General features: G+C 74.6%; 18 protein-coding genes. 12 read left to right on the forward strand and 6 right to left on the reverse strand.

The window, feature by feature from the left end; genetic code table 11:
• Positions 1 to 146: 146 nt before the first annotated feature.
• Positions 147 to 518, reverse strand: coding sequence for a hypothetical protein (locus ACH5AR_RS01385; RefSeq protein ID WP_396299293.1), 372 nt, complete (start codon positions 516 to 518; stop codon positions 147 to 149).
• A gap of 325 nt (positions 519 to 843) precedes the next feature.
• On the opposite strand from ACH5AR_RS01385, the gene ACH5AR_RS01390 reads away from it, so the two are divergent.
• The gene (locus tag ACH5AR_RS01390) at positions 844 to 1,374 is read left to right on the forward strand and encodes an RNA polymerase sigma factor (RefSeq protein ID WP_396299294.1); all 531 of its coding nucleotides are present in this window, start codon (positions 844 to 846) and stop codon (positions 1,372 to 1,374) included.
• Positions 1,375 to 1,480: 106 nt separating this feature from the next.
• Complete coding sequence (locus ACH5AR_RS01395; RefSeq protein ID WP_396299295.1) at positions 1,481 to 2,491, forward strand: hypothetical protein; 1,011 nt, start codon at positions 1,481 to 1,483, stop codon at positions 2,489 to 2,491.
• 129 nt (positions 2,492 to 2,620) lie between these two features.
• On the opposite strand, the gene ACH5AR_RS01400 is transcribed toward ACH5AR_RS01395, so the two are convergent.
• Positions 2,621 to 4,066 carry a cation:dicarboxylate symporter family transporter gene (locus tag ACH5AR_RS01400; protein ID WP_396299296.1) on the reverse strand — a complete coding sequence of 482 codons (1,446 nt, stop codon included), beginning with the start codon at positions 4,064 to 4,066 and terminating at the stop codon, positions 2,621 to 2,623.
• 222 nt (positions 4,067 to 4,288) lie between these two features.
• Between ACH5AR_RS01400 and ACH5AR_RS01405 the strand changes: the two genes are divergently transcribed.
• The 4 genes from ACH5AR_RS01405 (at position 4,289) to ACH5AR_RS01420 (ending at position 9,992) form a co-directional block, all read left to right on the forward strand.
• Positions 4,289 to 6,076 (forward strand): ATP-binding protein, encoded by a 1,788-nt coding sequence (locus ACH5AR_RS01405; RefSeq protein WP_396299297.1) that lies wholly within the window; start codon positions 4,289 to 4,291, stop codon positions 6,074 to 6,076.
• Positions 6,077 to 6,159: 83 nt separating this feature from the next.
• The gene (locus tag ACH5AR_RS01410; protein ID WP_396299528.1) at positions 6,160 to 6,852 is read left to right on the forward strand and encodes a response regulator; all 693 of its coding nucleotides are present in this window, start codon (positions 6,160 to 6,162) and stop codon (positions 6,850 to 6,852) included.
• A gap of 156 nt (positions 6,853 to 7,008) precedes the next feature.
• The gene (locus tag ACH5AR_RS01415; RefSeq protein ID WP_396299298.1) at positions 7,009 to 8,481 is read left to right on the forward strand and encodes a diaminobutyrate--2-oxoglutarate transaminase; all 1,473 of its coding nucleotides are present in this window, start codon (positions 7,009 to 7,011) and stop codon (positions 8,479 to 8,481) included.
• Positions 8,478 to 9,992: a pyridoxal phosphate-dependent decarboxylase family protein gene (locus ACH5AR_RS01420; RefSeq protein ID WP_396299299.1), complete on the forward strand. Its 1,515-nt coding sequence runs from the start codon at positions 8,478 to 8,480 to the stop codon at positions 9,990 to 9,992. Before ACH5AR_RS01415 ends, ACH5AR_RS01420 begins: the two co-directional genes overlap by 4 nt.
• A gap of 103 nt (positions 9,993 to 10,095) precedes the next feature.
• On the opposite strand, the gene ACH5AR_RS01425 is transcribed toward ACH5AR_RS01420, so the two are convergent.
• On the reverse strand, positions 10,096 to 10,893 hold the full coding sequence (locus ACH5AR_RS01425; RefSeq protein ID WP_396299529.1) for an inositol monophosphatase family protein: 798 nt from the start codon (positions 10,891 to 10,893) through the stop codon (positions 10,096 to 10,098).
• A 316-nt stretch (positions 10,894 to 11,209) separates the two neighbouring features.
• Here ACH5AR_RS01425 and ACH5AR_RS01430 point away from each other — a divergent pair, with 316 nt between their 5' ends.
• Positions 11,210 to 11,611 carry a VOC family protein gene (locus tag ACH5AR_RS01430; RefSeq protein ID WP_396299300.1) on the forward strand — a complete coding sequence of 134 codons (402 nt, stop codon included), beginning with the start codon at positions 11,210 to 11,212 and terminating at the stop codon, positions 11,609 to 11,611.
• Here ACH5AR_RS01430 and ACH5AR_RS01435 read toward each other — a convergent pair.
• Positions 11,572 to 11,922 carry a DUF6191 domain-containing protein gene (locus tag ACH5AR_RS01435; RefSeq protein WP_396299301.1) on the reverse strand — a complete coding sequence of 117 codons (351 nt, stop codon included), beginning with the start codon at positions 11,920 to 11,922 and terminating at the stop codon, positions 11,572 to 11,574. The genes ACH5AR_RS01430 and ACH5AR_RS01435 overlap by 40 nt on opposite strands.
• Positions 11,923 to 12,148: 226 nt before the next feature.
• Here ACH5AR_RS01435 and ACH5AR_RS01440 point away from each other — a divergent pair, with 226 nt between their 5' ends.
• The 5 genes from ACH5AR_RS01440 to ACH5AR_RS01460 all read left to right on the forward strand — a co-directional run bounded on the left by ACH5AR_RS01440 (position 12,149) and on the right by ACH5AR_RS01460 (position 19,772).
• Positions 12,149 to 12,907: a dienelactone hydrolase family protein gene (locus ACH5AR_RS01440; protein WP_396299302.1), complete on the forward strand. Its 759-nt coding sequence runs from the start codon at positions 12,149 to 12,151 to the stop codon at positions 12,905 to 12,907.
• Positions 12,908 to 13,059: 152 nt separating this feature from the next.
• Positions 13,060 to 14,061, forward strand: a complete 1,002-nt coding sequence (locus ACH5AR_RS01445) for an alpha/beta fold hydrolase (protein ID WP_396299303.1) — start codon at positions 13,060 to 13,062, stop codon at positions 14,059 to 14,061.
• A 112-nt stretch (positions 14,062 to 14,173) separates the two neighbouring features.
• A complete protein-coding gene (locus tag ACH5AR_RS01450; RefSeq protein WP_396299304.1) occupies positions 14,174 to 16,171 on the forward strand; it encodes a protein kinase in 1,998 nt (665 codons plus the stop codon).
• A gap of 504 nt (positions 16,172 to 16,675) precedes the next feature.
• Positions 16,676 to 18,313 (forward strand): M4 family metallopeptidase, encoded by a 1,638-nt coding sequence (locus tag ACH5AR_RS01455; RefSeq protein ID WP_396299305.1) that lies wholly within the window; start codon positions 16,676 to 16,678, stop codon positions 18,311 to 18,313.
• A 499-nt stretch (positions 18,314 to 18,812) separates the two neighbouring features.
• Positions 18,813 to 19,772 (forward strand): CPBP family intramembrane glutamic endopeptidase, encoded by a 960-nt coding sequence (locus ACH5AR_RS01460; RefSeq protein WP_396299306.1) that lies wholly within the window; start codon positions 18,813 to 18,815, stop codon positions 19,770 to 19,772.
• A 51-nt stretch (positions 19,773 to 19,823) separates the two neighbouring features.
• On the opposite strand, the gene ACH5AR_RS01465 is transcribed toward ACH5AR_RS01460, so the two are convergent.
• Positions 19,824 to 20,810 carry an ABC transporter substrate-binding protein gene (locus ACH5AR_RS01465; RefSeq protein WP_396299307.1) on the reverse strand — a complete coding sequence of 329 codons (987 nt, stop codon included), beginning with the start codon at positions 20,808 to 20,810 and terminating at the stop codon, positions 19,824 to 19,826.
• Between the two features lie 59 nt (positions 20,811 to 20,869).
• Positions 20,870 to 21,658 carry a MerR family transcriptional regulator gene (locus ACH5AR_RS01470; RefSeq protein WP_396299308.1) on the reverse strand — a complete coding sequence of 263 codons (789 nt, stop codon included), beginning with the start codon at positions 21,656 to 21,658 and terminating at the stop codon, positions 20,870 to 20,872.
• Positions 21,659 to 21,769: the final 111 nt, after the last annotated feature.

A 21,769-nucleotide genomic window follows, 5' to 3' on the forward strand; every position in this document is an offset into this window, starting at 1 on the left:
GGCCGTCGGCGAGCGACGGCTGACAAGTGACAACTGACAACAGACGGACGACAGATGACAGCTGACAGATTTCGAACTCTGTCAGCTGTCAGCTGTCAGTCGTCAGCCGTCGCTCGCCGACGGCCGATCGCACTTCTCCCGGCGCTTCAGCTGCGCCACTGGAACACGACCCGCGTCCAGGTGGAGCCGGGACAGTTGCCCCAGACCGCCCAGGCCTGCGGGCGCGCGCCGATCCACAGACCGGTGGTGTGCGAGCCGTCGGCGCAGTAGGTGACGGTGCGCAGCTGCCCCGAGTAGACGTTGCAGCTCCCCTCCCAGCGCCAGCCGTAGTTGGCGGTGATGACGCAGTGGTAGGCCGCGCCCGCGACGGTGGTCCAGATCTCGGTGTCCTCGGGGGCGATGGTCCGGGCCTGCTCCGTCGCCGCGGCGGCCGGCGTGGTGGTGGCCCCGAGCACGCCCAGGGCGGCGGTGGCGGCCAGCCCGAACGCGGCGATCTTCCTGGTGATGTGACCTCGCACGTGGTTCTCCTTGCCGGGGTGCTCGTCGGGCGGAGCTCCGGACGCCGGGGCGTCCATGCGGAGTCGAACTCCCGCCCTCGGTGCGGTCGGTGACGTCTTGCACACGAATGACTGCGTACAGTGAGACGACGAACTATGATGTGACCTGTGTCACAAGTCATCCGGTCGGCTCATGGCTCCTGAGGCCAGGGCGGGCCAGGTGCTCGGGGTGCCGATTTCCGGGGAGAGCGGCATGGTGGATCGCAGTGGTCGACAGGCGGGCGGCGGACGGGAAACGGACGTCGGTCCGAGCCGGAGCGGTGGTCAAGCGGCCGAATTCAACCGGGTGTTCACGGACCTCCTGCCCAGACTCCATCAGGCCGCGGCCTCCCTCGCCGGCGGTCCGGTCGGCGCCGGTGACGTCGTCCACGAGGCGTACCTCCGGATAGCCCGCCGACCGGAGCGCTTCCTCGGGCATCCCCAGCCGTACGCCTACGCGTTCACCACGATGGTGAACATCCTGCGCGACCAGTGGCGCCGGGAGCGCCGGCGGGTGTCGATGCCCGAGCTGCCGGAGCCGGGCGACCTCGGCGAGCGCGACCGGGGAGCGCCCGATCCCCGGGTCGGCGGGATGGCCGAGTTGCAGGCACGCTGGGAGGTGGTCCGCCTGCTGGGCTTCCTGACGGCCAAGCAGGCCCGCGCGGTGGTGCTGGTGGACCTCGACGGCTACAGCGTCGACGAGGCCGCCGAACTGCTCGGGCTCCACCGCAGCACGCTGGCCGTCACCCGGCGCCGCGCCCACGACCGCCTGCGCGCCGTGCTCCGCCAGGAGCGCGAACGGGAGACGGGGCGCGAACGGGAGCGCGAGCGGAGCTGAGGGCGCGGGCGCGGAGCGGGCGGGCCCGCCGTGGCGCCCGCCACCCGACGCACCGAGCCGATGGCAAGTCGGCTGATGCGCCGCCCCGGCCCGTACCCTGCGAGTCGTGATCACCTACCAGGACGGCAGCCTGCGCGCACTGGCCGAGGACGGCCGCTGGCCCGAGCTGCTCGCCGCCTACCGGCAGGGCCGGGCGGCCGCCGTGGCGGAGGCCGGCGAGGAGGCCGCGGCCGCGCTGACCGCGCCGCTCGGCCACCTGATCGCCTACGCCGCGCCGCCCGAGCTGGCCGTCCGGCTGTTCGACCAGGACGGCGGCGAGGGGACGGCCGCCGGGGTGGCCGACCACGACGCGGGCCCGCTCTGGGAGGTGCTGGCGACCCGGCACTCCTGGCTGCGGCTGGCCCCGCTGCTGGGCCCGGCCCCGGTGCGGCGGCTGGTCGCGCACACCCGGGCGCTGCTCGGTGAGGACCTCTCGTACGGGGCCGAACCCGATCCGGAGGGCGTGCCGCTGCGCCTGGAGCCGTGGGAGGCGGCGGGCTGGGACGAGTCGGCCCGGGTGCGCGAGTACCTGCCCGGCGGGGGCGCGCGCAGTGCGCTGCTGACCCTGCCGGCCAGCCGGGAGGGCCTGGGGGAGGTGGAGCTGCCGCCGGTGGCGCAGGAAGCCGGACGGCCGGACGGGCCGCGGGCCGTCCGGGCCCTGACGGGGCTGGGTGCGCTGGCGCCGTGGGCGCAGACGGCCTGCGTGCGCGGCCGGGCTCCGGCGGCGGCCGCCCTGCTGGCCCGCGACCGGCGGGTCGTCGGCGGCTACCTGCCGTTCGCCCTCGTCTACCCGGCGCTGGTGCGCGCCGCGGCGGTGGGACGGGACCAGGGCTGCGCGCACGGCCGGGTGGGGCTGTGGCGGGCGCTGGCCGCGATGGCCGGGGCGGACGGCCCGGATGGTACGGGTGAGGCGGCCGGTCCGGCCGGGGTGGACCGGGAAGGGGTGAACGCCCTGGTCGCCCGGATGCGCTGCTTCACCTGGCAGGAGCCGTCGGCCGGGCTGCACCATCTGCACGTCGCGCTGGAGGATCCGCTCGGCGGGGTGGCCTGGGTGGTCAGCGGCTCGCAGGAGCTGTGAGGGGCTGCCCCGCGGAGGGGCGAAGCCCCCGGTCCGGGCGCTGTTTCCGGGGGATGGTGGAGGCGCCGGACCGGGGGAGTACGGGGTTTCGTCGTCGGGCCCGGGCCCGGGCTCGGGCTCGGCTCAGGATCAGGCGCCGACGGCGGTGGTGCCCTGGGCTGAGGTGCCCTGGGCGGTGCTGCCCGGGGCGGGGGCGGCCTCGGGGCCGTCCGCCGTCGAGCCGGCCGGCGAGGCGTCGCCGGCGGCGGGCGCGCCGTGGGCGTCGACCAGCGTCAGCTCGTCGAACGGCAGCTCGCCGGCCAGCACCCGTCGGGCACGTTCGGTGTCGAGCTCGCCGGTCCAGTGCCCGATCAGCACGGTCGCGACGGCGTTGCCCGCGAAGTTGGTGAGCGCACGGGCCTCGGACATGAAGCGGTCGATGCCGACGATCAGGCCGACGCCGTCGACCAGTGCGGGCTTGTGCGACTGGAGTCCGCCCGCCAGGGTGGCCAGGCCCGCGCCGGTGACCCCGGCCGCGCCCTTGCTGGCGATGACCATGAAGACCAGCAGCGAGAGCTGCTCGCCGAGCGACATCGGCTTGTCCATCGCCTCGGAGATGAAGATCGAGGCCATGGTCAGGTAGATGGCGGTGCCGTCGAGGTTGAAGCTGTAGCCGGTCGGCACCGTGATGCCGACGACCGGACGGCTGACGCCCAGGTGCTCCATCTTGGCGATCAGGCGGGGCAGCGCGCTCTCGGAGGAGGAGGTGGAGAGGATCAGCAGGAACTCGCGGCCGAGGTACTTCAGCAGCGAGAACACGTTGACCCCGGCGACCAGGCGCAGCAGGGCGCCGAGCACCACGACGACGAACAGCACGCAGGTGACGTAGAAGCCGATCATGATGACGGCCAGGCTCTTCAGGGCGGCGGTGCCGGTGGCGCCGACCACGGCGGCCATCGCACCGAAGGCGCCGACCGGCGCGACCCACATGATCATCGACATGATCCGGAAGACCAGTCGCTGCACGTGCTCGATCCCGCGCAGCACCGGCCGGCCGGCCGGGCCCATCGCCTGGAGCGCGAAGCCGGTGAGCAGGGCGACCAGCAGGGTCTGGAGCACCTTGCCCTGGGTGAGGGCGGAGAAGAGGGTCTCGGGGATCATCCCGAGCACGAAGTCGGTGGTCGACTGGGCGCCGCCCGCCGCGGCCTGGGCGTGCCCGGACTTGGCGAGCGCGGCGGTCAGGTGCAGGCCGCCGCCGGGCTCCAGGAGGTTGCCGACGACCATGCCGATGGCCAGCGCGACGGTCGACATGGCGAGGAAGTAGCCGATGGCGAGGCCGCCGACCTTGCCGACCTTCGCGGCCTTGGTCACCGAGCCGATGCCCAGGACGATGGTGCAGAAGATCACCGGGCTGATCATCATCTTGATCAGGTTGACGAAGCCGGTGCCGACCGGCTTCAGCTCCACGGCGAATCCGGGGGCGGCCAGACCGACCACCACACCCGCGACCACCGCGGCGATCACGGCGATGTAGAGGTAGTGGGTCCGGTCCTTGCGTCTGGGTCCCGCCGCCGGGGCGGCTCCAGCGATCGACATCTGCGGCTCCCTTGCCGTGCAGTCCTGGTGGCCCCGGGGGGTGGGCCGCTCCGACTATGGGCTTCGCAGTGACGGAGGTCACGTTTGCGTTCATAGAGTTCACGAACGCGATGTCGGGCCCCGGGCCTGTGCCCCGCCCCCGGGACGCGCGGCCCGGACGCCCGGCGCGGAGCCCCCACGACCCCGGAGGCGCCGCCGGGCGTGTGGTGCACACTGGCAGGCATGTCCGAGCGCACCGCCCCCACCGCCCCGCGCCGCCGTCCGCGCCGGTCGACGGGCCGGCCGACGCGCCGGTCGACGGGCCGCGGGCCCCGGCGGCTGGTCCGCAGTCTGGCCGGGCAGCTGTTCGTCGTCCAGGTGGTGATCGTCGCCGCCGTCGTCGCGGGCGGCGCGGTGCTCGCGTACCTGTTCACCGCCGGCCGCGCCGAGGACTCCGCCCGCCGGCAGGTCACCGCGGTCGCGCACGCCGTCGCCGACTCGCCGTCCGTCCGCGCCGCCGTCGGTGCGCCGGACCCGACCGCGCTGCTCCAGCCGTACGTCGAACAGGTGCGGGCCGACACCGGAGTCTCCTTCATCACCGTCATGGACACCGACGGCGTGCGCTGGACCCACCCGCTGCCCGAGCAGATCGGCCGGACGTACCTCGGCCACATCGACTGGGCGCTGGCCGGGCAGACCCGCAGCGAGACGTACACCGGCACGCTCGGGCCGTCGGTGCGGGTGGTCACGCCGATCCGGGACGACCAGGGGCGGGTGGTCGCGCTGGTCAGCGCGGGCCTCACGGTGGAGTCGATCTCCGCTCAGCTGAGCGGTCCGCTGCTGGCGCTGGTCGGGGTCGCGGTGGCCGCGCTGGCGCTCGGCGGTGCCGGCACGTACCTCGCCAACTCCCGGCTGCGGCGGCACACCCACGGGATGGGGCCGGACGAGCTCAGCCACCTCTACGAGTACCACCAGGCCACCCTGCACTCGGTGCGCGAGGGGCTGGTCCTGCTGGACCGCTCGCACCGGGTGGTGCTGTGCAACGACGCGGCCCGCGAACTGCTGGGACTGAGCGGCGAGTTGGACGGACGTCCGGTGGCCGGGCTGGGATTGCCGGAGGCGCTGGTGGCGGCCGTGCTGGGGGAGGAGCCGGTCCGGGACGAGGTGCACCTGACCGCCGAGCGCGTCGTGGTGCTGAACACCTCCACGATCGGTACCGGCAGCGGCCTCGGCCGGGTGGTCACCCTCCGGGACCACACCGAACTCCAGGCTCTCAGTGGCGAGTTGGACTCGGTGCGCGGCTTCACCGAGGCGCTGGGCGCGCAGGCCCACGAGGCCGCCAACCGCCTGCACGCGGTCGTCTCGCTGATCGAACTCGGCCGCCACGAACAGGCGGTGGAGTTCGCCACCGCCGAGCTCGAACTCGCCCAGCAGCTCACCGACCGGGTGGTCGCGGCGGTGAGCGAACCGGTGCTGGCCGCGCTGCTGCTCGGCAAGGCGGCCCAGGCCGCCGAGCGGGGCGTGGAGCTGACGCTCACGGAGGACAGCCGGATCGACGACGGGGTGCTGCCGCCCGGGCTCTGCGCGCGGGACCTGATCACCGTGCTCGGCAACCTGATCGACAACGCGGTGGACGCCGCCATCGCCGGCGCGGCGCAGAGCCCCGTCCCGCCGGAGGTCACCGTCACGGCGCGGATCGCCGAGGGGCGGGAGGGCTGTACCGGCGACGGGGGCGCAGACGGCGCGGGGAACGGCGGGGCGCTCGGCGACTGCCTGTTGCTGCGGGTCGCCGACACCGGCGCGGGGATCGACCCGGGCGCCGTCGAGGACGTGTTCCGGCGCGGCTGGAGCACCAAGCAGGACGGCCGCGGGCACGGGCTCGGCCTGGCGCTGGTCGCCCAGACCGCCCGGCGCAACGGCGGCACCGTCGAGGTCGGCCGCGACCGCGGCGCGGTGCTCACGGTGCGGCTGCCGCTGGCCGGGCGGGCGGGCGGGGCCGCCGCTGCGGAGCGGGAAGGGGCCCTGCTGTGACCGGCCCCGCCGACGCCGCCGGTGGCGCCGGTGGCGCCGGTGCCGCCGACCCCGCCGGTACCGCTGGCCCCGCCGCCGCGGGGATCTCCGTCCTGGTGGTCGAGGACGACCCGGTGGCCGCCGCCGCGCACACCCTGTACGTCCGGCGCGAGCCCGGCTTCCACGCCGCCGGGACGGTCCACAGCTGCGCCGACGCGCTGCGCTTCCTGGACCGGGCCCGCGCCGCCGGGACGCCTGTCGACCTCACCCTGCTCGACCTCTACCTGCCGGACGGCCACGGGCTCCAGCTCTGCCGCACGCTGCGCGCGGCCGGCCACAGCACCGACGTCATCGCGGTGACCTCGGCCCGCGACCTCGCCATGGTCCGCCAGGCGGTCTCCGCGGGCGTCGTCCAGTACCTGCTGAAACCTTTCAGCGCGGCCGCCCTGCACGACCGCCTGGAGCGCTACGCCCGCTACCGGGACACTCTCGGGCGGACGGGGGAGGCGACCGGGCAGGACGAGGTCGACCAGGCGCTCGCCCTGCTCCGCACGCCCGAACGCAGCACCCTGCCCAAGGGGCTGAGCGCGCCCACCCTGGACGCCGTCGCCTCGGTGCTGCGCGAGGCGGCCGCCGGACTGTCGGCGGCGGCCGCGGGCGCCGCGGCCGGGGTGTCGCGGATCACCGCGCGGCGCTACCTGGAACACCTGGTGGAGACCGGGTGCGCGGTGCGGGAGCCGCAGTACGGGAGCGTCGGGCGGCCGGAGCTCTGCTACCGGTGGAGGGGGCGGGCCTGACGGGCCGCCGGGATCGGCCCGTGACCTTTTCGCGCGGCACTCGTTGGGGAAACCGGGGGAGGTTCACTCGCCCGGGTGGTTCCGGCGCCCCGTGGGCATTCCGCCAGGTCATGAGCAGTAAAGTTAGGCTTACCTAACTTTCCCTGGGGGTTTCTCGTGTCACTCGCTGCCGTACCCGTCCAGGCCGCCTCCGCAGCCCCGGCCGCCGGTGAAGCCATCCTGCGCCGTCAGCGCGTCCGCGAGTCCGCCGCCAGGACGTACGCCCGCTCGTTCCCGATCGTCCCGGTCCGCGCCCACGGCATGACGGTCGAGGGCGCGGACGGGCGGCGCTACCTGGACTGCCTCTCCGGCGCCGGCACGCTCGCCCTCGGCCACAACCACCCGGTGGTGCTGGAGGCGATCCGCCGCACCCTGGACAGCGGCGCCCCGCTGCACCTGCTCGACCTCGCCACCGCCGAGAAGGACGACTTCACCAGCGCGCTGTTCGAGAGCCTGCCCGCGGAGTTCGCCGCCCGTGCCCGGGTGCACTTCTGCGGGCCGGCCGGGACGGACGCCGTCGAGGCCGCGCTCAAGCTGATGCAGACCGCCACCGGCCGCCGCGGCGCCCTGGCCTTCACCGGCGCCTACCACGGCATGACCGCCGGCGCCCTCGCGCTCACCGGCAACGTCGCGGTCAAGGAGCCGCTGCCGAGCGGTGGCGAGGTCGCCCGGCTGCCCTACCCCTACGGCTACCGCTGCCCGTTCGGGGTCGGCGGCGAGGCGGGCGCCGACCTCGCCGCGACGTACGTGGAACGGCTGCTGGACGACCCCTCGGGCGGTGTGGTCGCGCCCGCCGCGATGATCCTGGAGGCCGTCCAGGGAGAGGGCGGGGTCGTCCCCGCGCCCGACGGCTGGCTGCGCGCGATGCGCCGGATCACCGCCGAGCGCGGCATCCCACTGATCGTCGACGAGGTGCAGACCGGAGTCGGCCGCACCGGCGCGATGTGGGCGGTCGAGCACAGCGGCATCGTCCCGGACGCGATGGTCCTCTCCAAGGCCATCGGCGGCAGCCTCCCGCTCGCCGTCGTCGTCTACCGCGAGGACTACGACGGCTGGCGGCCCGGCGCCCACACCGGCACCTTCCGCGGCAACACCCTCGCCATGGCCGCCGGGGCCGCGACGCTGCGCCACGTCGCGGCGAACGGGCTGGCTGAGCGGGCCGCCACCGTCGGCGAGGGGATGGCGGCCCGGCTGCGCGAGCTCGCGGCCGAACTGCCGGTGATCGGCGACGTGCGCGGCCGGGGGCTGATGCTCGGGGTCGAACTGGTCGACCCGACGGCCGAGCCCGACGCGTGCGGCGCCCGGCCGGCCGACCCGGCGCTCGCGGTGCGGGTCCGGGAGGCGTGCCTGGAACGGGGGCTGATCGTCGAACTCGGCGGGCGCCACGACGCGGTGCTGCGGCTGCTCCCGCCGCTCACCATCACGGACGAGCAGGTGGCGGCCGTGCTGGAGCGGCTGGCGGAGGCGGTCGCGGCGGCCGCCGCGAGCGGGCGGAGCGGACCGAGTGGGCGGAGCGGGGCGGGGGGATCGGGGGGATCGGGCGGCCAGGGCCTGCCGGCGGGCACCGCGACGGTGCGGGGGGACCGGTGACGGCGCCCGGAGCCGGCCCCGTCGGGCTCCCCGGGGGCGACGCCGCCAGGGACGCCCTCGCGGGCGGAGCGGCCGGGCCGGGCGCGCTCGGACCACTGCTGGCCACCGTCCTCGACTCCCTGGAAACGGGCACCGCCATGCGCTCCGGACCCCTGCCGGCGGGCAGCCCGGCGGAGATCTCCGCCCTCGTCGACGAGGCCCTGGCCACCGACGACGGACCGGGCGCGCTCGCCCGGCTCACCGAACTCCTCGCCTACGGCGCCGCCGACCCCGCCGACCCGGCCTGCGCCGCGCACCTGCACTGCCCGCCGCTGGCCGTCGCCGCCGCCGCGGACCTCGCGGTCAGCGCCCTCAACCCCTCCCAGGACTCCTGGGACCAGGCCCCCGCCGCCACCGCGCTGGAGAGCGCCCTGCTCGCCGAGATCGCCGGACTCGTCGGCTACGCCCCCGAGCGCGCCGCCGGCGTCCTCACCTCCGGCGGCACCGAGTCCAACCTCATGGGGCTCATGCTCGCGCGCGACCAGAAGCTCGACGGCATCGTGGAGCTGGACGGCATCCCGGCCGGCGCCCGGCCGTGCATCCTCGCCTCCGAGGCCGCGCACTTCTCCGTCCAGCGCGCCGCCGCCCTGCTCGGCCTCGGCGAGCGGGCCGTCATCCCCGTCCCGGTCGACCGCGGGCTGCGGATGCGGGAGGACGGGCTGGAGCGGGCGATGGCCGAGGCCAGCTGGGCCGGTCGGACCCCGATCGCCGTGGTCGCCACCGCGGGCACCACCGACACCGGCGCCATCGACCCGCTCGCCGCCGCCGCCGACCTCGCCGGCCGCTACGGCGCCTGGCTGCACGTGGACGCCGCGTACGGCGGCGGGGCGCTGCTCTCCGACCGGCTCGCCCCGCTGCTCGACGGCATCGCCCGCGCCGACTCTGTCTCCCTCGACTGGCACAAGCTCGGCTGGCAGCCCGCCGCGGCCGGGGTCTTCCTGGTCCGCCGGGCCGAGACGTACGTCTCGCTCGCCCGGCGCGCCGAGTACCTCAACCCGGTCGACGACGAGCAGGCCGGCTACCCGAGCCTGCTCGGCCGCTCGCTGCGCACCACCCGCCGGGCCGACGCCTTCAAACTCGCCGTCACCCTGCGCACCCTCGGCCGCGACGGGCTCGGCCGGCTGGTCGACACCTGCCACGACCTCGCGCTCGCCGCGGCCGAGGCCGTGCGCGCCGACCCGGCACTCGAACTCCACGTCGAGCCCGTGCTCACCACCGTCCTCTTCCGCTACCGGCCGCCCGGGGTGACGGACGAGGCGGCGCTGGACGAGGTGAACGGCCGCCTGCGGCGCCTGCTGCTGCGCACCGGGCGGGCCGTGGTCGGCCGTACCGAACTCCCGGGCAGCGGCGCGGGGAGGGTCCGGCTGAAGCTCACGCTGCTGAACCCCCACACCACGGTGGGGGAGGTCGGCACGCTGCTGCGGGAGGTGGTCGGCGCGGGCCGCAAGGTGGCGGGCGAGCGGGCGGGGTAGGGCGCCTGGGGCGGCGGGTGCGCAGGCGAGGCGGGGGTGGAAGCGGGGGCGGCGCCGGCCGGGGCGGGTGCTGACCAGGGCGGGCGCCGACCGGGCTGTGGGGTCAGGCGCCCAGGAGGATCGCCCGGGTGCGTTCCCAGGTGTCCGGGTCGGCGGCGACCAGGAGGCCGTCCTCGCAGCCGGGGGCCTCCGGGCGGTACGGGCTGCCGTCCGGGCGGGCGGAGACGCCGCCGGCCTCGGTGACCAGCAGGGAGCCCGGGGCGTGGTCCCACGGGAGGGTGCGCCAGTAGAGGAGGAAGTCGAAGCGGCCCTCGACGACGTCCGGGTACTCGATCCCGGCGGCGTGCCGACCGGGGGAGATCTCGCCGAAGGCGGCGGAGTTGTCGTGGAACAGGCGGCGGTGCTCGGCGTCGAGGTAGCGGCTCTTCACCGAGCCGCGCAGCTGTGCGACCTCCTTCGGCGCCGGAGGCCGGCTCAGGCGCACGCCGTCGCGCCAGGCGCCGGAGCCCAGTTCGGCGCTGTAGGCGGTGGCGGTGGCGGGCTGCCAGATCCAGGAGGCGACGGTCCGGCCGGAGCGGACCAGGGAGCACATCACGGCGTACTCGGGTTTGCCGGCGACGAAGTTGGCGGTGCCGTCCACCGGGTCCACCAGCCAGGCGGCGGGCTCGTCGTGCAGGGCCAGGGCGAGCGAAGGGTCGGCGGCGACCGCCTCCTCGCCGACCACGGGCACGGGCAGCAGCTCGTGCAGTCGGCGGGCGATGATCGCCTCGGCCTCGCGGTCGGCGACCGTGACGATCTCGCCGGGAGCCTTCTCCATCACCTCGCCGGCGGCCAGCGCCCGGAAGCGCGGCTCTACCGCCTCGGCCGATGCCTCGGCGAGTATCTCCGCCACCTTGTCCATCAGCACGTTCGCGCTCCCTTCGCTGCCTACCACTCTCCCACGAGTGGTGCAGGGGAGTGGCGGCGGACCGGGGGCGGTGGTGGGGCGGCGAGAGGGCGGACGGACAGCGGGTGAAGGAGAGAACAGCTGGCGGGTAACAGATGACAGTCGACAGCTGACAGATGACAGATTTCGAAATCTGTCATCTGTCGGCTGTCATCCGTGCCCCCCAGGTGGTGGAACCCCGGGCGAGACGCCTCGGGAACCCGTGGCGCGAGAGGCGGCGGCGGTGAACGGGGCGGCTCCGCCGGCCGGGGCGTCGGCTAGGGTCGCCGGCATGATCGATTCCACCACGAGGGTCCGGATCGCCCGCCCCTCGCGCGACATCGCGGCGGCCGAGCGGTTCTACGTCGGCGGCCTCGGCCTCACCGTGCTGTGGCGCAGCACCGAGCGGGTGTCCGGCAAGCACGACCTGCTGATGGTCGGCCCGGCCGGCGGCAGCTGGCACTTCGAGCTGACCCACGACCCGGAGCGGCCGCTGGAGCCCACCCCGACGGTGGACGACCTGTTCGTCGTCTACCTCGGCGCCCCGGTGGACGAGGCCCTGGTGGCCCGGCTGGAGGAGGCCGGCGGCACCCGGGTCGCGTCCCACAACCCGTACTGGGACGAGCACGGCGTGACGGTGGCCGACCCGGACGGCTACCGGCTGGTGCTCTGCTCCCGCAGCTGGGAGGTCTGAGGCTCCGTCCGTCCCGCGCCGCCGCCGGGCAGCACCGCCACGCCCCGGTCCAGGTCCACGCCGAAGTGCGGCGGCGCTCCGGCCTGCGCGTCGTCCCGCAGGACGAGCCGCTCGTGCTTCTGCTCGATCTGCACCTGCTTGCCCGGACTGAACAGCGCGTGCAGCTCCTCCAACCCGCCGGCCCCGGTGTGTACTCCGGGCCCGCGCTGCCGGGGCCGCGACGAGGACTCGTCCAGCACCTGCCACGCCGCCAGCAGCACCAGCCCCAGCGCCGCCGCGACAGCCGCCGCCACACCCACGATCAACCCCATGCCCGCTCAACGCGGCCGAGGGGGTTCGGCGTTCCCCGGCCTCCCCGCGGCCGGGCTACCCGTCGTGCGCCCGGGCGGCCATCGGGCGGTCGGGCGGTCCGTCGTGCACCCGGGCCGGCCCGTCGGGCGGTCGGTGGCGCCGCGGCCGCGGCGTGGCGGAAAGCGCAGGGCGGCCGGTCGGCCCACCGGCTACGCTGCCGGACGAACCGGAAGGAGCGCTTTCACCATGCCCGTACGCGGAACACTCGTGGACATCCCGACAGCGGATGGCACCGCCGACGCCTACTTCGCCCACCCCGACGACGGTCGGGCCCACCCGGGCGTGATCCTCTACACGGACGCCTTCGGCCTCCGGCCGCACGTGAAGGACATGGCCGACCGGCTGGCCGCAGCCGGGTACGCCGTGCTCGCCCCGAACATCTTCCACCGGGCCGGCCGCGCGCCGGTCGTCGAACTGCCGGAGCGCATCGACCTGGCGCAGGCCGACGAGCTCTTCGCCCGGATCGGCCCGCTGCTCGACACGCTGACCCCCGAGGTGACCACCCGGGACGCGGACGCGTACCTGCGCTGGCTCGCCGAGTCCCCGCTGGTCCAGGACGGGCCGGTCGGCCTGACCGGCTACTGCCGCGGGGCGCTGCTCGCGCTGCGCACGGCCGCCAGCCACCCGGACCGGATCGCCGCCGCGGCCGGGTTCCACGGCGGCAGCCTGGCCACCGAGGCTCCGGACAGCCCCCACCTGGGAGCCGACCGGATCACCGCCGAGCTGTACTTCGGCCACGCGGACAAGGACCCGGCGCTGCCGCCCGAGCAGGTCGAGCGGCTCGCGGCGGCGCTCACCGCCGCCGGCGTCCGCTTCCGCGCCGAGGTCTACGAGGGCGCCCCGCACGGCTACACCCAGGCCGACACCAGCCGTTACGACGCTGCCGCCACCGAGCGGCACTGGGAGGCGCTGCTCGGCCTGCTGAAGCGGGCCCTGCCGGCCTGAGGCGCCGGGCCGAGTGGCCGCTCCGGCGCCGCACCGGTGCCGCAGCGGCCACGCGCCGGCCCATCGGGGACCGGCCCCGGGGGGCGGACGAGGGGCCCGGGGAGCGTCGCACCCGGGAACGACCGGCAGGACGGGGCTGAGGGGGAGGGGACATGGGTGCCAGTCAGGGCGGGCCGGGGAGGGCCGCCGGGCCGGCGCTGCGGAGCGTCCAACAGGCCGTCGCACGGGCGCTCGGCGAGCACCTGCCCGGCGGCAGCCCGGACACCGGCGAACTGGACCGGGGCGGACGGGCTTTGCGCTGGGTGGCGGCGGGGCGGGGCGGTGTGGCGCCGGTGGTCCTGATCGCGGGCTGCGGTACCACGGTGCTCGGCTGGTCGGCCGTTCTGCCCGAACTGGCCCGGTACGGAAGGGTCGTGGCGTACGACCGGGCCGGCCTGGGGGCCAGTGACCCCGGTCGGGCTGCCGCACCGACACTGGACGGGCAGCTCGCCGACCTGGCTGCCCTCGTCCGGTACCTGGATGCCGGCCCGGCGCTCCTGGTCGGGCACAGCTGGGGTGGTCAGCTGGCCCAACTCCTCGCCTGGCAAAGGCCGGAGCTGGTGGCCGGGCTGGTCCTGGTGGATCCGGCGCACGAGGAGTTCCAGCCGCGGGCCGTCCGGGGCGCCGAGGCCGTACTGAACCGGCTGTGGCTGTACCGGGTGGCACTTCGCCAAAGCGGGCCGCCCCCAAGAGAGTTCTCCCGGAAGGCGCTGTCGTTGACGGCGCCCGAAGCGGCGACCCCGGCCGACCGGGTGGAGGCGGCCGAAGCGGCCGAGGTGGCGGAGGCAGCCGTGACCGCGTACCGGCACCAGCGGCGGAGTATCCTCGCCGAGCAGCGGCTGACCGCAGCCGCCGCACCCGAGATCCGGCGACGCCGGGCCGCCGCGCCGCCGCTCGCGGCGCCGCTGGCGGTCCTGAGCGCGACCAGGGGGCTGCCCCGGGCGATGCGGGCCCACTGGACGGCCCTGCAAGCGGGTGTCGCGAGGAACGCCCTCCGGGGAACCCATGGCGCGGTGCACGGCACCGGACACGCCATCCAGGCCGACCAGCCGCAGGCGGTCGTCGCGGCCGTCCGGGAGGTCGCGGAGCGGGTTCGGTACTTCGGCGCGAACTGACAACGGTTGATCAATTCCTTGCCGTGCCTGCCCGGCTGACTCCACGACATGCTCTGGCACACTGTGTGCCGACGGCCCGCGGGATGGGGTCATGACACGGGGGAGCAGGGGTATGGGCGGCACGGGCACCGTGCTCGGCGGGCGGTACAGGCTGGTCGAGAAGATCGGCGGCGGCGCGATGGGATCGGTCTGGAAGGCCGAGGACACCGTGCTGGCGCGCCGGGTCGCGGTCAAGATCCTGCGCTCGGAACTGCTGGAGGACGACACCTCCGCCCAACGCTTCCGCCGGGAGGCCCAGCTGGTCGCCGCAGTGGACCACCCCGGTGTCGTGGGCGTGCACGACTACGGCGAGAGCGGTGGGGACGGCGAGGAGCGCTGCGCCTACATCGTCATGGAGCTGATCGAGGGCAGGCCATTGGACCGGGTGCTCAAGGACACCGGTCCGATGGACGTCGAGCGCGCCCTCGACCTGGTGGCCGGAGCGCTGGACGCGCTGCACGCCGCGCACGGGCGGGAGATCGTGCACCGGGACGTCAAGCCGTCCAACCTGATGGTGCGGGCCGACGGGCGGGTGGCCATCACCGACTTCGGCATCGCCCGGGCACTCGCCAGCACCAAGCTCACCGCCCCCTTCGCGATCATCGGCACCGCGCTCTACATGTCCCCGGAGCAGGCCGAGGGCGCGACCCTCGGGCCGGCCACCGACCTCTACTCGATCGGCGTGGTCTGCTACGAGCTGCTGGTCGGCGAGCCGCCCTACTCCGGTGACGGGCCGCTCCAGATCGCGCTCAAGCACGTCAACCAGCCGGTGCCGGAACTGCCGGACACCTTCCCGGCGCCGGTGCGCGCACTGGTCGCCCGGGCCCTCGCCAAGCGGCCCGGGGACCGGTACGCGGACGCCGCCGAGATGGCGGCCGCGGCCCGGGCCGCCCGGGCGGCGCTCGTGGGGGGAGGGGCCGCCAGTGGCGGGCCCGTGCTCGAGAAGCCCGCGGCCGCCGACAGCGGGACCATCGTGCTCCGGGCCGGCGCGGGCCCGGCAGCCGAGGCGGGCGCCGGGGCCGGGGGTGCTGCTCCGGCCGAGGCGGGCGCCGCAGCCGAACGGGCCAAGGCCGGTACGGCGGAGCCGGTCGGGGCGGCGGCCGAGGTCGCCGAGGTGAAGCCGCAGGCGCCGACCGAACCGGGCCGTCGGCCCTCGCGGCGCACCCTGCTGGTGCCCGTCGTCATCCCCGTCGTCATCTCGATGGGTACGGCGACCGTCCTGCTGATCGACCGCGGCGCCGGCGGTTCCGACACGGCCCGGCCTCCGGCCGCCCAGCCGACCGTGGTGGTCACCGCCCCCGTGAGCCCGGGCACCGCGACCGGCGTGCCCGCGACCACCGGCGCACCGGCCACTGCGGCGTCGACCGACACGCCGGCGGCCACCCCGGGCGCCGACCAGCAGACGGCCGGCGCCGCCGCCCAGAACCAGCCGCAGGCCCCGGTTCCTCCGGTCCCGGCCGGGGGCGGCCAGGGCGGCAGCGGCGGTGCTTCCGGCTCCGGCGGCAACCGGGCCGGTGGTACGGGTGCCGCCGCCGGAGGGTCGGCGGGCGGCCAGGCGAGCCAGCCCGGCGGCGGCAACCCGGCCAATCCGGCCGCCAACCAGAACCAGCAGCCTCCGGCCCCGGCGACGGGCGGCGCCGGCGAGGGCACGGCGGGAGCGAGTCGGCCGCCGTCCTGTCAGGGGAGCAGCTGGAGCAACATCGTCAGCGTGAAGGACGGCCGGCCGATCGGGATGCGCGACGACAACCTGAACGGCGACAACCCGATCGTGGTCGGCGGGCACGCGCAGTACGGCTGGGTGCGCTCGACCAATCCCGGCTCGTGGCTCACCTTCAACGCCTGCAACAACGGCGGCCCGACGATGGTCCAGACCATGGACGGGAAGGTCGCGCTGAACAGCGGGTTCGGTTTCCTCACCAACTGGACAGTTCGAAGCGGGAGTTCGGCCGGCTCGTACACGCTCGCCGACTACCAGAACCAGCGCTGCATGACCAACAACGGCCCCGGCGCCGCCGTCACCATGGTCGCCTGCACCCCCGGCAACACCGCCCAGGAGTGGCGGCTCCAGTGACGGGGCCCCGCCGCAGGGCTGGTTAGCAGCCGGTCTCCCGGCCGGCAAGAAGGGGCGGGTGGCGGGAACTCGCCACCGGTGTGTCAAGGAACCGTATGGGATCTTCTACACAGATGTAAAAGTCGATCCACGGTCGGCGGCCCCCGGGCGTCGGGCCGGCGTGCGGCGGGCGAACGCCCGTAGGTGCAGGCGGTCGGCCCTCGCCCGGGCCGGAGCCCTCGGCGCTTCGGGGTGAATTGCCCTGGTTCGTCGGTCGATGGGGGATTCTTTACCCGCTGGCGGGACCTGGCCAATCGCTGAGCAAGACCTGTCAATTCACCTGGTTGATTGTCATGCTTCTGGTCATCCCCCAGCGGTAGCCCCCACCCCCACCCCCTGGTGGCGAGCCGCTCGACTGCGCGGGGTTCCTACACGTCAGCGCCCGTCCCGCCGCGCCGGTACCGATCCGGTCCGCGGGACGTGGTGCGACCGCGCCCAGACGCGGCCTCCCGGAAGGACTCGTACGTGAAGCGTAAGCTCGCGGCCGTCGCCGTACTCTCGGCCACGGCCCTGTTGACCGGTGTGATCCAGGTGAGCACCGCCGCCCAGGCCGCTCCCACTCCCGCGCTGGAGGCCCAGGCCGCCCAGCAGCACGCCGCCGTGCTCAAGCTGGCGGCCGGTCAGGCCGGACCGTTGGCCAAGGCGCTCAAGCTGGGCGGCCAGGAGCAACTGGTCGCCAAGGACGCCGTCGTGGACCAGGACGGCACCCGCCACCTGCGCTTCGAGCGCACCTACGCCGGCCTGCCGGTGATCGGTGGCGACCTGGTCGTCCACCAGAGGGCCGACGGCTCGGTGAAGTCGGTCGACAAGGCGGTGGCTGCCCGGATCTCGCTGCCGAGCCTGACCCCGAAGATCGCCGCCGACCAGGCCGTCGAGCAGGTCACCGCGGGAGTCCGGGCCACCGTCGGGAAGACCGTGGACGCCGACCAGGCGCCGCTCACCGAGGTCCACCGGGCGGGCCGGGCCGAGCTGGTCGTCTGGGCCACCGACGGCACCCCGCGCCTGGCGTACCGCAGCACGGTCGAGGGCCTGCGGGCCGACGGCACCCCGAGCCGCCAGGTCCTGGTCACCGACGCCGCCGACGGCCGGGTCCTCGCCGTCCACGAGACGATCGAGACCGCGGCCGGCACCGGCAACGGCGTCTTCGTCGGCCAGGTCCCGCTGACCACCACCCAGAGCGGTTCCACCTACTCGCTCAACGACGCGAGCCGCGGCGGCCAGTCCACCAGCGACCTGAACGGCGGCACCGACGGAACCGGCACGCTGTTCGCCAACACCAGCAACAGCTTCGGTGACGGAACCGCCAACAACCGCGAATCCGCCGCCGTGGACGCCCAGTTCGGCGCCGCCACCACCTGGGACTTCTACAAGAACACCTTCGGCCGCAACGGCATCCGCAACGACGGCGTCGGCGCCCTGAGCCGGGTGCACTACGGCTCCAACTACGTCAACGCCTTCTGGGAAGACAGCTGCTTCTGCATGTCGTACGGCGACGGCAGCAACAACACCGCGCCGCTCACCGAGATCGACGTGGCCGGCCACGAGATGAGCCACGGCGTGACGGCCGCCACCGCCAACCTCAACTACGCGGGCGAGTCCGGCGGTCTCAACGAGGCCACCTCCGACATCATGGGCACGATGGTCGAGTGGTACGCCAAGCTGCCCTCCAACCCGCCGAACTACTGGATCGGCGAGCTGATCAACCTCAACGGGAACGGCAGCCCGCTGCGCTACATGGACCAGCCGAGCAAGGACGGCGCCTCGGCGGACTACTGGGACGCGAACGTCGGCAACCTGGACGTGCACTACTCGTCCGGCGTGGCGAACCACTTCTTCTACCTGCTGTCCGAGGGCAGCGGCGCGAAGACGATCAACGGGTTCAGCTACGACAGCCCGACGTACGACAACTCCACGCTCGCGGGCATCGGCCGGGACAAGGCCGCGCAGATCTGGTACCGCGCGCTGACCACCTACTTCACCTCCACCACCGACTACGCGGGAGCCCGGGCGGGCACCCTCAGCGCGGCGGCGGACCTGTACGGCTCGGGCAGTGCGGAGTACAACGCCGTCGCCGCCACCTGGACGGCCGTCAACGTGAACTGACCGGGATCCGGGAGGGCCCCGGATTCCGTGGGTGTCGAAGGCCCCGCCGGGCCGTGGGTGCCGGGCCGGCGGGGGTTACGGCGGGGGCGACGGTGAGCGGACCACCGTCGCCCCCGCCGTGTGACGCCTGACGATACGTCAATTTCCCATCTCATGCAGCTTTCGTGGTGTCCCGTCGCGTGCGGGGTGGCGGACGGCGGAGCGCGGGGCGTGCAGTAGCACCTCCGGGCGGTTCCGGTGCACCCGGAAAACTCGACCGTTTCCGTGGTAGTGGACAACTCCCGGGGGCGGCAGTGCACTTGGTTCCGGGAGCAGGCTCCCGGTCCGTAGCGTCCCCGGCATGAAGCCACTGACACCGCCGACACCGCCGACACCGCGCCGACCGTTGCCACCGGAGCCGCTGCCACCGGAGCCGCTGCCACCGGGACCGTTGCGACCGGGGCTGTTGTCATCGGATCCGTCGACGCAGGCTCTGCCGAGCGCCGTCCGGCGGCGCGGTGTGCTGCTCTACCTGGTGCTCGCCTACGCCGGGATGTGGGCGGCCATGGCGCCGCTGCTCGCCGACGGTTACCGGAGGGTCGACGCCCGGGAGGAGGCCGGCGCGCTCGAACAGGTCTGCATCGCGGCCGCCATGGTGGCCCCGGCGCTGGCGGCGCTGCTCGTGGTCCGGTTCGTCGAGCGGGGCGGCGGTGTGCGGGAGGCGCTCGCGTTGCGCCGGCCGCAGCCCCGGGGCCGGGCGGTCCGAGCCTGCCTGCTGCCGCTCGGGGTGCTCGGTGGGCTGACGGCCGCGACCCTGGTGCTCGGTGCGCTCGCCGGCAGCTATCCGTTCGCCGGGTTCGGCGCGCTGGACGCGGGGCGGGTCGGAGCGTGGGCCGTCCGGGGCTCGATCGGGATGGTGCTGTCGTTGCCGCTGTTCTTCGGTGAGGAGATCGGCTGGCAGGGCTTCCTCTTTCCCCGGCTGCTACGACTCGGTCGGCGTGCGGACGGGGGCGACGGCCCGGGCGGTGGTGCGGGCGTCGCAGGCGCGGCGGCGCTGGGGCGGGCCTACCTGCTCACGGGGGTGGCCTTCGCGCTCTGGCACCTGCCGACCCTGCTGATGGGCGGCCAGTACCCGGGGCGGCCCTGGTACCTCGCGGCGCCCGCGCTGACGGTGAGCTGCGTGCTCGTCCTGCCGGTCTTCACCTGGCTGAGGCTGCGCTCGGGGTCGGTGGTCCCGGCGGTGCTGGCGCACGCCTTCACGAGCAGCACGAGCGTGTCGATGGTCCGGGAGTTCGCGGACCCGGGCGTCGGGCTGGACCCGCTCACCATGTCGCCGGCGGGCTGGCCGGGCTGGATCGTCCTCGGCGGGTTCGTCGCCTTCCTCGCCGCCACCGGGCGCCTGCGGCCGGGCCGGTACGGGCGGGGTGACGGGGTGGGGCGGGTGACGGGTGACAGACTTCAGATGACAGATAACAGATGACAGATTTCATCCTCTGTTACCGGCTGCCCGTCGCCCGTCGCCCGTCGCCGGTCATCCGCCGCCCGGCGCCAGGTCCTTGCGGATCTCGTCCAGGATCAGTCCGGCCCCGGTGTAGCCGATGCCGAGCATCCACAGGTTGTCGTCCACCCGGAACACCCGCCCGTTGCGCACGGCGTCCAGGTCCTTCCAGAGCGCCCCCTCGGTGATCTTCGCCTGGTCGGACTTGGCCGCGTCCCCGTACACCGCGTAGAAGATGACGTCGGCCGCGGCCTGGTCCACCTGCTCGGGGCTGATCTCCACGGAGAAGCCGGGCCTGTCCTGGTTGGCGGGCCGACCGAGCCCGAGGTCCTTGAACAGCGAGCCGACGAAGGTGTCGTTCAGGTACAGCCTCGTCGGCGCGCCCGCCAGGAAGCGGGCCATCTCGACCCGGGTCGCCGCCGCCTTCGCCGGGCCGCCGAGTGCGGTGACCACGTCGCCCAGCTTCGCCCGGTACGCCGCGTCCGCCGCGTCCGCCTCCGCCTGGCGGCCCAGCGCCTCGGCGTGCAGCCGGACGTTCTCCTTCCAGGTGGGCCCGGTGGTCCTGGAGAGCACGGTCGGCGCGATCTTCGACAGCTCGTCGTACCGCTTGTCGTCGCGGACCTGGTTGCTCAGGATGAGGTCCGGCCGCAGGGCGGCGATCGTCTCCAGGCTGGGCTGGCCGATCGCCCCGACGGGCTTCGTCCCGGACAGTCGCCCGGGCGGCAGGTAGGCGGGGAAGGGTGCGTCCGCGGTGACGGTGGCGGCGCCGACCGGGTTGAGGCCGAGGGTGACCACCGAGTCCAGCGCGTCGGTGTCCAGGGCCACCACCCGGCTCGCCCGTGCCGGTACGGTGCTCTCGCCGCGCGCGTGCCGGACCGTCCGAGTGCCGCCGGTGCCGCCGGTCTCGGCAGCACCTGAGCCCGGCGCCCCGGATCCGGACCCGCACGCGGCGAGCAGGAACCCCGGGGCGATCCCGGCGGCGAGTCCGAGGGCGGCACGGCGGCTGAGCGGTCGGGGCATCGGCGGTACCTCCAACGTACGGGCAGGGCGCGGGAATCCCTGCCCGCGCAGGGGCCCGGCTACGCCTCGGAACCGTTCTCCCGTCGCTGACGCATGAGTTCGGCGTACTCGACCCGCACCCGTCGGTCCATCGCGAGGGCGAACTGGGCGTCCGCGACCGTCCGCGCCAGTGGCCGCACCCGCAGGATGCGCTCGGTGAGCCGGGCCGCCTCGCCGGGCGGCAGCGGGGTGTCGGCGGCCAGCGCGCTGAGCACGTGCTCCCTGACCACCTCGATGAAGATCTCGGCGATGGCGTCCACGTGCTCCCGGGTGCGACGGCTCGCCTCCAGCACGGCCGCGAGCGGTACGCCCTCCGCCACCAACTCGGTGGTGGCGTCCATCAGCCGGCGGCTGACGTGGGTGATGCCGTCCTCCTCGACGCTGATGTAGCCCTGGGCGATCGACTCGGCGGTGTTCTCCTCGGTCAACTGGTCACCGAAGGCGGCCTTCAGCTCGTCCCAGTCCAGGCGCACCGGGGTCTCGTCGGACCACGGCGCGACGATCGCCGCCTCCAGCCCGATCAGCTCGGCGACGTCCCGGCCGCTCTCGCCGGCGCCGATCAGCTCGCTGATGCCGCCCAGGGTGTGGCCGCGGTCGAGCAGTTCGCCGATCATCCGCAGCCGGGCCAGGTGCTCCTCGCCGTACCAGGCGATGCGCCCCTCCTTGCGGGGCGGCTGAAGCAGCTTGCGCTCGCGGTAGAAGCGCAGGGTGCGGGTGGTGATGCCGGCGGCCTCGGCCAGTTCCTCCACCCGGTACTCGCGTTTTCTGTCGCCCGCAGCAGCTCTGACCTTGTCCACGGCGATCAGCATAGGACGGCGGGCCCGGGAGGCTCGCCGAACCGGAGGCGTCGCGCTTCTTCCATCCGGTGTCAGCAAGGGCTACCCTGCCAACCATGCCAGTGATTACTGGCGCGATTGACG

It is taken from the genome of Kitasatospora sp. NPDC018619 (genome assembly GCF_044391605.1).
Taxonomy (GTDB): domain Bacteria; phylum Actinomycetota; class Actinomycetes; order Streptomycetales; family Streptomycetaceae; genus Kitasatospora.

What these genes read in the sequence shown, in the direction of transcription:
- ACH5AR_RS01435 (WP_396299301.1), bottom strand. Translation starts at nt 11,922, where the DNA reads ATGGGGTTGATCGTGGGTGTGGCGGCGGCTGTCGCGGCGGCGCTGGGG.
- ACH5AR_RS01465 (WP_396299307.1), bottom strand. Translation starts at nt 20,810, where the DNA reads ATGCCCCGACCGCTCAGCCGCCGTGCCGCCCTCGGACTCGCCGCCGGG.
- ACH5AR_RS01470 (WP_396299308.1), bottom strand. Translation starts at nt 21,658, where the DNA reads ATGCTGATCGCCGTGGACAAGGTCAGAGCTGCTGCGGGCGACAGAAAA.
- ACH5AR_RS01405 (WP_396299297.1), top strand. Translation starts at nt 4,289, where the DNA reads ATGTCCGAGCGCACCGCCCCCACCGCCCCGCGCCGCCGTCCGCGCCGG.
- ACH5AR_RS01445 (WP_396299303.1), top strand. Translation starts at nt 13,060, where the DNA reads ATGGGTGCCAGTCAGGGCGGGCCGGGGAGGGCCGCCGGGCCGGCGCTG.
- ACH5AR_RS01440 (WP_396299302.1), top strand. Translation starts at nt 12,149, where the DNA reads ATGCCCGTACGCGGAACACTCGTGGACATCCCGACAGCGGATGGCACC.
- ACH5AR_RS01450 (WP_396299304.1), top strand. Translation starts at nt 14,174, where the DNA reads ATGGGCGGCACGGGCACCGTGCTCGGCGGGCGGTACAGGCTGGTCGAG.
- ACH5AR_RS01430 (WP_396299300.1), top strand. Translation starts at nt 11,210, where the DNA reads ATGATCGATTCCACCACGAGGGTCCGGATCGCCCGCCCCTCGCGCGAC.
- ACH5AR_RS01425 (WP_396299529.1), bottom strand. Translation starts at nt 10,893, where the DNA reads ATGGACAAGGTGGCGGAGATACTCGCCGAGGCATCGGCCGAGGCGGTA.
- ACH5AR_RS01400 (WP_396299296.1), bottom strand. Translation starts at nt 4,066, where the DNA reads ATGTCGATCGCTGGAGCCGCCCCGGCGGCGGGACCCAGACGCAAGGAC.